The sequence below is a fragment of the Micrococcus sp. 2A genome (assembly GCF_039519235.1).
Lineage (GTDB): Bacteria > Actinomycetota > Actinomycetes > Actinomycetales > Micrococcaceae > Micrococcus.
Window position 1 is genome coordinate 522,312 of record NZ_CP154351.1, and the last position, 11,337, is coordinate 533,648.

Genomic DNA, 11,337 nt, shown 5'->3' on the forward strand with positions numbered 1-11,337 from the left:
CGGGACGCGGGCCTCAGCGCAGAGGGAGAGCACGTGAGCCACACCGTCCACACGACCGCGGGGGCACGCCCCCCGGGTGATGCGATGCCGTTCGGCGGGGTCGAGCCGATCCTGGAGACCGAGAACCTGGTGAAGGTCTACGGTCGCGGCGAGTCCCGCTTCGACGCGCTCAAGGGCGTCACCCTCCAGCTGCGCGCGGGGGAGTCCGTGGCCGTCGTGGGCAAGTCCGGCTCGGGCAAGTCCACCCTGATGCACCTGCTCGCGCTGCTGGACCGCCCGACCTCCGGCGTCGTCGCGATGGACGGCCGGCCGGTCTCGGGCGTGAGCCCTGCCGAGGTGTCCCGCCTGCGCAACGCGACCTTCGGGTTCGTGTTCCAGCAGTTCTTCCTCAACGGGAACCAGAGCGTGCTGGAGAACGTGGTGCTGCCGCTCAAGATCGCGGGCGTGCCCCGCCGCGAGCGCCGGGAGCGCGGCATGGACGTGCTCGCCCAGCTCGGGATGGCGGACAAGGCCGGCAACCGGGCCACCGACCTCTCGGGCGGCCAGAAGCAGCGCGTGTGCATCGCCCGCGCCCTGGTCAACCGCCCCACGGTGCTCTTCGCGGACGAGCCCACGGGCAACCTGGACTCGGCCACCTCGCGGTCCGTGGAGGACATCCTCTTCGGCCTCCAGCGGGAGCAGGGCATCACCCTCGTGGTGGTCACGCACGACGACGACCTCGCGGCACGCTGCGACCGTCGGCTCGTGATGCAGGACGGGATGATCGTGGACGAGGAGTCGGGGGCGCGCGCATGAGGACCACGGACCTGGTGGGCACCGCGCTCGCCAACACGATGCGCTCCAAGCTGCGCACCTTCCTGACCGTGATCGCGATCGTGATCGGCGCGTTCACCCTCACCCTGACCACGGGCCTCGGCGCCGGAATCAACAAGTACGTGGACAACATGGTGGAGGGCTTCGGCGCCCCGGACGAGATGACCGTGACCAAGCAGGCGGACATGGGCAGCGGGTTCTCCATGGGCGGGGCGCCCTCCGAGTACGACCCCGAGGGGGCCTCCTCCGGGGAGATCTTCGGCATGCCCCTGCTCACGGGGAAGGACCTCGAGACGATCCGGGACGCCGAGCACGTGACGGCCGTGGAGACCGCCCGCCTCGTGGAGCCGGAGTTCATCGAGGGCGCGGACGGCCGCCAGTGGGCCGTGCCCTTCATGGGAGCCTCGTTCGAGATCGGCACGCTCTCCATGGCCGCCGGGCGCGAGCCCGCCGAGGACGCGGCCGAGGTCACGGTGCCGACGGACTGGGTCGAGGCGCTGGGCGGCACGGAGCCTGAGGACGTCCTCGGGCAGACGGTGACCCTGGTGGCCGCGGATCCGCTGGGCGAGCAGAGCGCGATGGAGGCGGAGGTGGTCGGCGTGACCGAGGCCGTCGCCTCGGGCTCGGGTGCCGGGCCGGTGCCCTCCCGCGCCGTCGAGGACCGCCTGCACGAGATCCAGACCGCGGGGCTGCCCGAGGAGCAGCGCGACACCTACTTCTCCGCCACGGTGACGGTGGAGGGCATGCCCGAGAACGAGGCGGCCGTGCAGGCGGCCCTCGCGGAGCAGGGCTACTCCGCCCAGACCCTCGAGGACCAGCTCGGCGTGATCCGAGGGATCATCGACGCGGTGACGTGGGTGCTCAACGGCTTCGCCCTGATCGCCCTGCTGGCGGCCAGCTTCGGCATCATCAACACCCTCCTCATGGCGGTGCAGGAGCGCACCCGGGAGATCGGCCTCATGAAGGCCCTCGGCATGACGGGCGGCCGGATCTTCGGGCTCTTCACCCTGGAGGCCGTGATGATCGGCCTGCTGGGGTCGCTGATCGGCATCGGGCTGGGCGTGGCCGTGGGCCTGACCGCGAACGCGCTGCTCACGCAGGGCGCCCTGAGCGGGGTCACCGGCTTGGTGCTGTACGCCGTCGAGCCGCTCTCCCTGCTGCTGATCGCCCTGCTGATCCTGGCGATCGCGTTCCTGGCCGGCACCCTTCCCGCCGCCCGGGCCGCCCGCAAGGACCCCATCGAGGCACTGCGCTACGAGTGAGCGGCCCCGCCCACGCCTGAGTCCACCATCCCCTGAGAGGAACCGACATGACGACCACCCCTCCCCAGAACCCGAGCCCCTACGGTGAGCCCGACCCGATCGACCGGCCCCAGTACTCCACTCCGGGCCAGTACCCCGCCGCAGGCCAGTACCCCGCGCCCAGCCAGGACCCCGCACCGGGCACGGCCCCCGGCACGCGGTACGGCACCCAGCCGTACGCACCGATGGGCCAGGGCGGTGTCCTCCCCGAGCCCCGCCGGCACCGCACCCTGCTGACGCTCACCCTGGCGTCCGCGGCGCTGTGGCTGCTCGCGAACGTCCCCCCGCTCTTCGGACTCGACGACATGATGCGCGTGGTCCGCGAGTCCGTCTCGGCCGAGGGCGGCGTTCCGCCGGAGGACGTCGACAGGATCGAGGCCTTCTTCCGGGCCTCGTTCCTCGGCGGCGTCGTGGTGACCCTGCTGATCGGCCTCGCCGTATACGCCCTCGTGTACTTCGGCCTTCGGGCCGTGAAGAACTGGGCGCGGATCGTGGGCATCGTCGCCGCGATCCTGGGCACGCTCGGCGCCCTCACCGGACTCCTCAGCTTCACCACGTTCCCCGGCCTCGCGGGCGTGATCGCGTCCCTGGCCAGCCTCGGCCTCCTGGTCGTGAACATCCTGTGGCTGGTGAACGCGCTCAGTGGCGAGGAGGCCGCCTACACCCGGCAGGGCCGCCCCGCCGGCGCCTGACCTCGGCGCTCGACCGTCGCGGACCCTCCACCCTCGCCCGCGCGTTCCGTGAGCGCATCCGGCTCCGCCGCGACGCACGGTGCTCAGCGGACCCCGGCCGACCGGAACGACTCCCGCACCGGAGGGGGAATCCTTGAACAGTCCCCCTCCTGTGCGGGAGTCGTCGCATCCGGGGGAGGATGGGGACATGCACGCGCACCCCACTGACTCCTCGTCCGCGGGCGCCGACCCGGCACCCGAGACGTCCCTCGACGCCGCCGCCGTCCACGACCGCGTGGTCCGCCGCCCGATCCGTCGCCTTCAATTCCTGACGCTCGTGACGGGGGTGCTCAGCGCCGCCGCCACGGCGGGCGTGCTCGCCCTCCAGTCGGTCTCGGGCTACGCCCGCGCGGTGCTCGAGGCGCGTTCGTGGGGTGCGGTGGCGGTGACGGACGCCGACGTCGCCTCCTTCCTCACCCCGCCGGGGCTGCTGCCGGCCGCCGTCGTGGGGATCCTGGCGGTCACCGCGCTCCTGGTGTGGGGCGCGGCCCGCCTGATCGGCGCCACCCGCTGGGTCGGCACGGTGCTCGTGGGGATCGGCCTGCTCACCGCGGCCTTCTGGATGGTCGACGGCGGCCGCATGGCCGCCGCCGGAGGGGCGGGGCCTCTCGTGCTCGCGTCGGTGGTGGCCATGCTCATCGCGTGCGCGGCGTGGCTGTTCATCACGCATCTGCGCTCCACCCGCGACGCCTTCGACGGCTGAGCCGCGACCCCGTGGACGCAGAACGGCGGCCCGTCTCCCCGCGTGGGAAGACGGGCCGCCGTCGTGGTCGCGAGGCCCGGGAGCCCGGGCCTCAGTCGATCAGAAGGAGCGCGCCAGGATGGCGTTCTTCACCTCGGCGATCGCCTGGGTCACCTGGATGCCGCGCGGGCACGCGTCGGTGCAGTTGAAGGTCGTGCGGCAGCGCCACACGCCCTCCTTGTCGTTGAGGATCTCCAGGCGCATGTCGCCGGCGTCGTCGCGCGAGTCGAAGATGAACCGGTGCGCGTTCACGATGGCGGCCGGGCCGAAGTACTGGCCGTCCGTCCAGAACACGGGGCAGGACGAGGTGCACGCGGCGCACAGGATGCACTTGGTGGTGTCGTCGTAGATCGCCCGGTCGGCCTGGGACTGGTAGCGCTCCTGGGTGGGCTCGTGGCCCTTGGCCACGAGGAACGGCATGACCTCGCGGTAGGACTGGAAGAACGGCTCCATGTCCACGATCAGGTCCTTCTCCACCGGCAGGCCCTTGATGGGCTCCACCAGGATGGGCTTGGACAGGTCGAGGTCCTTCAGCAGGGTCTTGCAGGCCAGGCGGTTGCGGCCGTTGATGCGCATGGCATCGGAGCCGCACACGCCGTGGGCGCAGGAGCGACGGAAGGACAGCGTGCCGTCCAGGTCCCACTTCACCTTGTGCAGGGCGTCCAGCACGCGGTCGGTGCCGTACATGGTCAGGCGCCACTCGTCCCAGTAGGACTCCTCGGAGGTGTCCGGCAGGAAGCGGCGGACCTTCAGGACGATGTCGAACGACTCGATCTCGCCGACGCCGCCCGAGGTCTTCTGCTCGGTCGGCTCGGCGACCTCGACGGTCTGCTCGGCCACGGGGGTCTCGGTCTCGTGTGCTGCGTGGCTCATCAGTACTTACGCTCCATCGGCTGGTAACGGGTCACGACGACGGGCTTCGTCTCGAAGCGGATGCCCTTGACGCCCTCCATCTCCGCGGTCTCGTCACGGTAGATCATGGTGTGCGCCATGAAGTTGGCGTCGTCGCGGTCGGGGTAGTCCTCGCGGTAGTGGCCGCCGCGGGACTCTTTGCGGCCCAGGGCCGCGAGGGTCATGGCCTCGGCGATGTCGAGCAGGTAGCCGAGCTCCATGCCCTCGAGCAGGTCGAGGTTGAAGCGCTGGCCCTTGTCCTGCACCGACACGTTCTCGTAGCGGCCGCGCAGCTCCTCGATCTTGGCCAGGGCGCGGCGGATGGAGTCCTCGTCGCGGAACACCTGCATGTCCGCGTCCATGGACTCCTGCAGCTCGGCGCGGATGTCCGCGACGCGCTCGCTGCCCGTGGCCGAGCGCAGGCTCTCGATGTGCTGGCGGGTCGGTGCCTCGCCGTTCTCCGGGAGCTCCACCCAGTCGGCGGTCGCCGCGTACTCGGCGGCGAAGATGCCGGCACGGCGGCCGAAGACGTTGATGTCCAGCAGCGAGTTGGTGCCCAGGCGGTTGGAGCCGTGCACGGACACGCAGGCCACCTCGCCGGCGGCGTACAGGCCCGGCACCACGGTGTCGTTGTCCTGCAGGACCTCGGCCTTGATGTTCGTGGGCATGCCGCCCATGAAGTAGTGGCACGTGGGGAACACCGGCACCGGCTCCGTGTAGGGCTCGACGCCCAGGTAGGTGCGGGCGAACTCGGTGATGTCCGGGAGCTTCTCGTCGATGTGAGCGGGCTCCAGGTGCGTCAGGTCGAGCAGCACGTAGTCCTTGTTCGGACCGGCGCCGCGGCCCTGGCGGACCTCCTCTGCCATGGAGCGCGCCACGATGTCGCGCGGCGCGAGGTCCTTGATGGTGGGGGCGTAGCGCTCCATGAAGCGCTCGCCGTCCGCGTTGCGCAGGATGCCGCCCTCGCCGCGGGCCGCCTCCGAGAGGAGGATGCCCAGGCCGGCCAGGCCGGTCGGGTGGAACTGCACGAACTCCATGTCCTCGAGCGGCAGTCCGGAGCGGTACGCGATGGCCATGCCGTCGCCCGTGAGGGTGTGGGCGTTGGAGGTGGTCTTGTACACCTTGCCGGCGCCGCCGGTGGCGAACACCACGGACTTGGCCTGGAAGGTGTGCAGCTCGCCGGTGGCCAGCTCGTAGGCCACGACGCCGGCCACGCGCTTCTGCGTGAACGGGGTGCCGTCGGCGCGGGTCGCGTCCTCGTCCACCATGAGCAGGTCGAGCACGTAGAACTCGTTGTAGAACTCCACGTTGTGCTTGACGCAGTTCTGGTAGAGCGTCTGGAGGATCATGTGGCCGGTGCGGTCCGCGGCGTAGCACGCGCGGCGCACGGGCGCCTTGCCGTGGTCACGGGTGTGGCCGCCGAAGCGGCGCTGGTCGATCTTGCCCTCGGGGGTGCGGTTGAAGGGCAGGCCCATCTTCTCCAGGTCGAGCACCGCGTCGATGGCCTCCTTGGCCATGACCTCGGCGGCGTCCTGGTCCACCAGGTAGTCGCCGCCCTTCACGGTGTCGAACGTGTGCCACTCCCAGTTGTCCTCCTCGACGTTGGCGAGGGCCGCGCACATGCCGCCCTGGGCCGCGCCGGTGTGGGAGCGGGTGGGGTAGATCTTGGTGAGGACGGCCGTGCGGGCGCGCTGGCCGGACTCGATCGCGGCACGCATTCCCGCGCCGCCTGCGCCGACGATCACCACGTCGTACTTGTGTACCTGCATTCAGGTTTCTCTCTCTCGGTGTCTTGCGGGCGCGGTGGCCGGGGGGTCACGCCGCGCGAGCGGGGGAGGCGGATCCGGTGGGGATCAGCGGCAGATGGCGGGGGAGCGCTCCATGAGAGCGCCGGAGGCGTCCACCATGCAGGGGTCGAACGTGAAGATCACGAGGGTGCCCAGGAGGATGATCGCGGCGGTGGCGATGTACAGGATCAGCGACAGCCAGAAGCGGACGCGGTCGCGCTCGGCGTAGTCGTTGATGATGGTGCGCATGCCGTTGGCGCCGTGCAGCATGGCCAGCCACAGGAGGGCCAGGTCCCAGAACCGCCACAGCGGGTGCGCCCACTTGCCGGCCACGAAGCCGAAGTCGATCCCGGAGATGCCGTCTCCCACCATGAGGTTGGTGAAGAGGTGCGTGAAGAGCAGGACCACGAGGATCACGCCGGACACGCGCATGAAGAGCCACGCGAGCATCTCGAAGTTGCCCTTGCCGCCCTTGGAGCGGGTGTACTTGGGGTCCAGCTTGCCCGAGCGGGGGGCCGCGAGGGGGGTCTCAGCGGTGGTGCTCATGATCAGTGACCTCCCAGAGCCAGGCCGAAGTGGCGGATGCAGAAGCCGAGGACCAGGACGGCCCAGACGGCCAGGACGATCCACAGCAGGGTCTTGTGGTGGCGCGTGCCGCCCTTCCAGAAGTCCACGGCGATGATGCGCAGGCCGTTGAGGGCGTGGAAGAGGATCGCGGCCACGAGGCCGGCCTCACCGAGTGCGAAGTACCAGGTCTTGTATGCGCCGATGACGACGTCGTAGGCCTCGGGGGAGACCCGGACCATGGACGTGTCCAGGACGTGGACGAGCAGGTAGAAGAAGATGACGACGCCGGTGACGCGGTGGCCCACCCAGGACCACATGCCGCCGTGGCCCCGATACAGGGTTCCGCGGCCGCTCTGAGCCGGGGCCTGCGCAGTGGCGCTAGACACGGTTGATACCTCCAGGGGGAATGCACGATCCCTGGCCTGGGCAGGGTTCTGCCGGGGCGCGGGACGTGTGCGAGTGGATTCCTCCGACCAGGGTAGACCCTCGGGGGCCCGCCGCGCGTGCGGGCGCCGCCACTGTGACGCGTCCCGTCGGGCCCGCGGAGCCCGCCCCGGCGGCGCACCCCCGCGGGCGCGCCCGGCGCCGCCGCGCCCGCGGGGCCGATTGGTGCCCCCTGGGGCGGTTTCGTACCCTGAGCCGGTGAGCACCGACCGAAACCCCGCCGCCGCGCCCTCGGACGCCGAGGCCCCCGCCCTGGCCCGCTTCCACGCCGTGATCCCCGCGGGAGGCGTGGGCACCCGCCTGTGGCCCCTCTCGCGGGCAGCGGCGCCGAAGTTCCTCCACGACCTCACCGGCTCGGGCCAGACCCTGATCCGCGCCACGTGGGACCGCCTCGCGCCGCTGGCCGCCGGGATGATGGTGGTGACCGGAGAGGCGCACCAGGACGCCGTGTGCCACCAGCTCCCGGCCCTGCAGGACGGAGACCTGGTGCTCGAGCCCTCGCCCAAGGACTCCGCCGCCGCGATCGGGCTTGCCGCGGCCATCCTCTCCCTGCGCGATCCGGACACGATCATGGGCTCCTTCGCCGCGGACCAGGTGATCGGCCCCGTGGAGGTGTTCCAGGACGCCGTGCGCCAGGCCGTGGCCACCGCCGCCACGGGGCGGATCGTCACCATCGGCATCACCCCCTCGCACGCCGCCACCGGCTTCGGCTACATCCGCCAGGGGCGCGCGCTGAAGGTGCCCGGCGCCCCGGACGCGCACGACGTCGCGGCCTTCGTGGAGAAGCCGGACCAGAAGGTGGCGGAGCGCTACGTGAAGTCCGGCCGCTACCTGTGGAACGCGGGCATGTTCGTGGCCCCGGTCGGCCTCATGCTCGAGCATCTCGAGGCGAACGAGCCGGAGCTGCACGCGGGACTCATGGAGATCGCCCACGCGTGGGCGACGGACCGGCGTGACGAGGTCATGCAGCGGGTGTGGCCCACGCTCAAGAAGACCGCGATCGACTACGCGGTGGCCGAGCCTGCCGCCACGGCCGGTGACGTGGCCGTCATCCCCGGCACCTTCACGTGGGACGACGTGGGCGACTTCGCCGCGATCGCCCGCCTGAACCCGGTGAAGGACGCCTCCGGCATCACCGTCATCGGGGACACCCCCCGGGTGTACTCGGACGACGCGTCCGGCGTGGTGGTCACGGACACGAAGCGCGTGATCGCGCTCATCGGCATCGAGGACGTCGTGATCGTGGACACCGAGGACGCCCTCCTGGTGACCACCACGGCCCACGCGCAGGACGTGAAGAAGGCCGTGGAGTCGCTCAAGGCCACCGGCGCCGACGACGTCCTCTGACGGCGGGCCCTGACGCGGGGCCCGGGGACGCCGGCGGTCACCGGGCGGGGACGTCCGCCCGCGCTGCGGGTAGGGTCCTGCCCCATGAGCACCTCCGACTCCGTCCTCCGCGACGCCCGCGCGCCCGCGGCCGTGCCGTCCGTGGCCGCGGTCGTCCGTGACCTCGAGGACGTGGCGGTGGCCGTGCGCCGCGAGCTGCACCGCCACCCCGAGCTCTCCTTCGAGGAGTACCGCACCACGGACCTGATCATGGAGACGCTCGCGGACTACGGACTGAACCCCGTGCGCCTCGAGGGGACGGGCCTCTACGTGGACGTCGGCGAGGGGCCGATCGTGCTGGCGCTGCGCGCGGACATCGACGCGCTGCCGGTGGAGGAGGAGACGGGGCTGCCCTACGTCTCGGTCAAGGACGGGGTGGCCCACGCGTGCGGCCACGACGTGCACACCGCCGTCATGCTCGGCACGGCCCTGTCCCTCGCCCGCATCCTGCGCGGCTCCACGCCCGACCCGCGGCTGCGCGCCGCCGCCGAGCGGGTGCGGGGCCGGGTGCGCATCATCTTCCAGCCCGCCGAGGAGCGCCTGCCCGGCGGCTCGCTCTCCGTGATCCGCCAGGGCGTGCTCGAGGGCGTGCCGCGCATCCTCGCGGCCCACTGCGACCCTCACGTCGACGTCGGCACGATCGGCACGCGCATCGGCGCCATCACCTCGGCCGCGGACACCATCCGCATCACGCTCACCGGACGCGGCGGCCACACCTCCCGCCCGCACCTGACCGAGGACATGGTGTTCGCGCTCTCGCAGATCGCGATCAACGTGCCCGCCGTGCTCTCGCGCCGCATCGACGTGCGCTCCGCCGTCTCCGTGGTGTGGGGCCAGATCGCCGCCGGCAGCGCGCCGAACGCGATCGACAACACCGGCTACCTCGCGGGCACCATGCGCTGCCTCGACGCGGACGTGTGGGAGGAGGCGGGTGAGCTCCTCGACGAGGTGGTCACGCAGGTGGCCGCCCCCTACGGCGTGGACGTGGGCCTCGAGCACATCCGCGGCGTGCCGCCCGTGCACAACGCGGAGGCGGAGACGGCCCTGATCGAGCACGCGGCGCGCCGCGAGCTCGGCCCCCGTGCCATCCAGCTCACCCCGCAGTCCATGGGCGGCGAGGACTTCGCGTGGATGACGCAGACGGTGCCCGGCTCCATGCTGCGCCTGGGCACCCGCACCCCGGGCGGCATCACGTACGACCTGCACCGCGGCGACTACGTCCCGGATGAGCGGGCCATCGGCGTGGGCATGCGGGTCTTCGCGGCGGCCGCGCTCGAGGCGCTGACCGGGGGGGAGACCCTCTGACCTGGACCCCGCCCGAGGGTCCGGGGCACGGCGTGCGGACACGGAGAGAACATTGGGTAAACTCACGCGCATCGAGCACGCGGGCGCTCGCCGTGCCCCGCACCGGCCCGTCCGCCGCCGCCGTCGCAGGCCTCCCCGGAGGTCCGCTCTCATCGCATCGCGCCTTCCGAAAGAGGACCCCATGGGCATCGTCTCCGCCTCGTCCGACCGCCGCCGTCTCCTGATCCCCGCCGCCGTGCTCGGCTCCAGCCTCCTGCTGGCCGGCTGCGGCGCCCCGCCGGAGGAGTCCTCCTCCTCCGCCGCCGGCTCGACCGGTGCCTCCGCCGAGGCCGCCGCCGGCTCGGACAACAAGGACTACAAGGCCTGCATCGTCTCGGACGAGGGCGGCTTCGACGACCGCTCCTTCAACCAGTCCTCCTACGAGGGCCTCAAGGCTGCCGAGGACCAGTACGGCATCGAGATCGCCGAGGCCGAGTCCAACGACGCGAGCCAGTTCAGCCCCAACCTGACCTCCATGGTCAACCAGGACTGCGACGCCGTCTTCGGTGTGGGCTTCATGCTGGGCAAGGCCATCCTGCCCGTGGCCGAGCAGAACCCCGACGCGCACTTCTACGGCGTGGACGTGACCGACGGCGACTTCACGGACAACGTGCAGAAGCTGACCTACGACACGGCGCAGGCCGCCTTCCTGGCCGGCTACCTCGCGGCCGCCACCACCGAGACCGGCACCGTGGCCACCTACGGCGGCGTGGAGCTGCCCACCGTGACCATCTTCATGGACGGCTTCGCCCGCGGCGTGGCGCACTACAACGAGGCCAAGGGCGAGGACGTGAAGGTCCTCGGCTGGAACCCCGATGCCAAGACCGGTTCCTTCATCGGCAACTTCTCCAACCAGGACGCCGGCAAGACCAACACGGCCAACTTCATCAACGAGGGCGCGGACATCGTCATGCCGGTGGCCGGCCCCGTGGGCCTGGGCACCCTGGACGCCGTGACCGAGGCCAACGACGGCGGCAAGGACGTCAAGGTGATCTGGGTGGACTCGGACGGCTACGAGTCCACCGAGGACGGCGAGGTCATCCTCTCCTCCGTGGTGAAGAACATGGGCCAGTCCGTCACCGACGTGATCGGTCAGGACCTCGAGGGCGAGTTCTCCTCGGACCCGTACGTGGGCACCCTGGAGAACGGGGGCGTCGAGCTGGCCCCGTTCCACGACTTCGAGGAGTCCGTCCCCCAGGAGCTCAAGGACGAGCTGAAGGCGCTCCAGGAGCAGATCGTCTCGGGCGAGCTGAAGGTCGGCTCGGAGTACTCCCCGGCGTCCTGACCGGCAGCCGCACCGGCCGCGGGGCCGGCCCGGACCCGTTCCGGGC

11 protein-coding genes are annotated in these 11,337 nt (G+C 71.4%); 7 read left to right on the plus strand and 4 right to left on the minus strand.

Annotated elements, in window-relative coordinates; genetic code table 11:
* Nucleotides 1-84: 84 nt before the first annotated feature.
* From AAG742_RS02440 to AAG742_RS02455, 4 genes are all read left to right on the plus strand, one after another.
* On the plus strand, nucleotides 85-795 hold the full coding sequence (locus tag AAG742_RS02440; protein WP_248115503.1) for an ABC transporter ATP-binding protein: 711 nt from the start codon (nucleotides 85-87) through the stop codon (nucleotides 793-795).
* Complete coding sequence (locus AAG742_RS02445) at nucleotides 792-2,075, plus strand: ABC transporter permease (RefSeq protein ID WP_343282237.1); 1,284 nt, start codon at nucleotides 792-794, stop codon at nucleotides 2,073-2,075. Before AAG742_RS02440 ends, AAG742_RS02445 begins: the two co-directional genes overlap by 4 nt.
* A gap of 47 nt (nucleotides 2,076-2,122) precedes the next feature.
* Complete coding sequence (locus tag AAG742_RS02450; protein ID WP_343282238.1) at nucleotides 2,123-2,806, plus strand: hypothetical protein; 684 nt, start codon at nucleotides 2,123-2,125, stop codon at nucleotides 2,804-2,806.
* Nucleotides 2,807-2,993: 187 nt separating this feature from the next.
* Complete coding sequence (locus AAG742_RS02455; protein WP_343282239.1) at nucleotides 2,994-3,548, plus strand: hypothetical protein; 555 nt, start codon at nucleotides 2,994-2,996, stop codon at nucleotides 3,546-3,548.
* A 99-nt stretch (nucleotides 3,549-3,647) separates the two neighbouring features.
* Here the strand turns inward: AAG742_RS02455 and AAG742_RS02460 are convergent, their stop codons facing one another.
* The 4 genes from AAG742_RS02460 to sdhC all read right to left on the minus strand — a co-directional run bounded on the left by AAG742_RS02460 (nucleotide 3,648) and on the right by sdhC (nucleotide 7,218).
* Nucleotides 3,648-4,460: a succinate dehydrogenase iron-sulfur subunit gene (locus AAG742_RS02460; RefSeq protein ID WP_248115406.1), complete on the minus strand. Its 813-nt coding sequence runs from the start codon at nucleotides 4,458-4,460 to the stop codon at nucleotides 3,648-3,650.
* Nucleotides 4,460-6,247 (minus strand): succinate dehydrogenase flavoprotein subunit, encoded by a 1,788-nt coding sequence (gene sdhA, locus AAG742_RS02465; RefSeq protein WP_248115407.1) that lies wholly within the window; start codon nucleotides 6,245-6,247, stop codon nucleotides 4,460-4,462. Before sdhA ends, AAG742_RS02460 begins: the two co-directional genes overlap by 1 nt.
* 84 nt (nucleotides 6,248-6,331) lie before the next feature.
* Complete coding sequence (locus AAG742_RS02470; protein WP_343282240.1) at nucleotides 6,332-6,811, minus strand: succinate dehydrogenase hydrophobic membrane anchor subunit; 480 nt, start codon at nucleotides 6,809-6,811, stop codon at nucleotides 6,332-6,334.
* A 2-nt stretch (nucleotides 6,812-6,813) separates the two neighbouring features.
* Nucleotides 6,814-7,218, minus strand: coding sequence for a succinate dehydrogenase, cytochrome b556 subunit (gene sdhC / locus AAG742_RS02475; protein WP_298714032.1), 405 nt, complete (start codon nucleotides 7,216-7,218; stop codon nucleotides 6,814-6,816).
* A gap of 256 nt (nucleotides 7,219-7,474) precedes the next feature.
* Between sdhC and AAG742_RS02480 the strand changes: the two genes are divergently transcribed.
* The 3 genes from AAG742_RS02480 to AAG742_RS02490 all read left to right on the plus strand — a co-directional run bounded on the left by AAG742_RS02480 (nucleotide 7,475) and on the right by AAG742_RS02490 (nucleotide 11,291).
* Nucleotides 7,475-8,623: a mannose-1-phosphate guanylyltransferase gene (locus AAG742_RS02480; protein WP_248115409.1), complete on the plus strand. Its 1,149-nt coding sequence runs from the start codon at nucleotides 7,475-7,477 to the stop codon at nucleotides 8,621-8,623.
* Between the two features lie 84 nt (nucleotides 8,624-8,707).
* Entirely contained in the window at nucleotides 8,708-9,967 is a 1,260-nt protein-coding gene (locus AAG742_RS02485) for an amidohydrolase (protein ID WP_298714038.1), read from the plus strand.
* A 181-nt stretch (nucleotides 9,968-10,148) separates the two neighbouring features.
* Entirely contained in the window at nucleotides 10,149-11,291 is a 1,143-nt protein-coding gene (locus AAG742_RS02490; protein ID WP_343282241.1) for a BMP family ABC transporter substrate-binding protein, read from the plus strand.
* The last annotated feature ends 46 nt before the right edge of the window (nucleotides 11,292-11,337 follow it).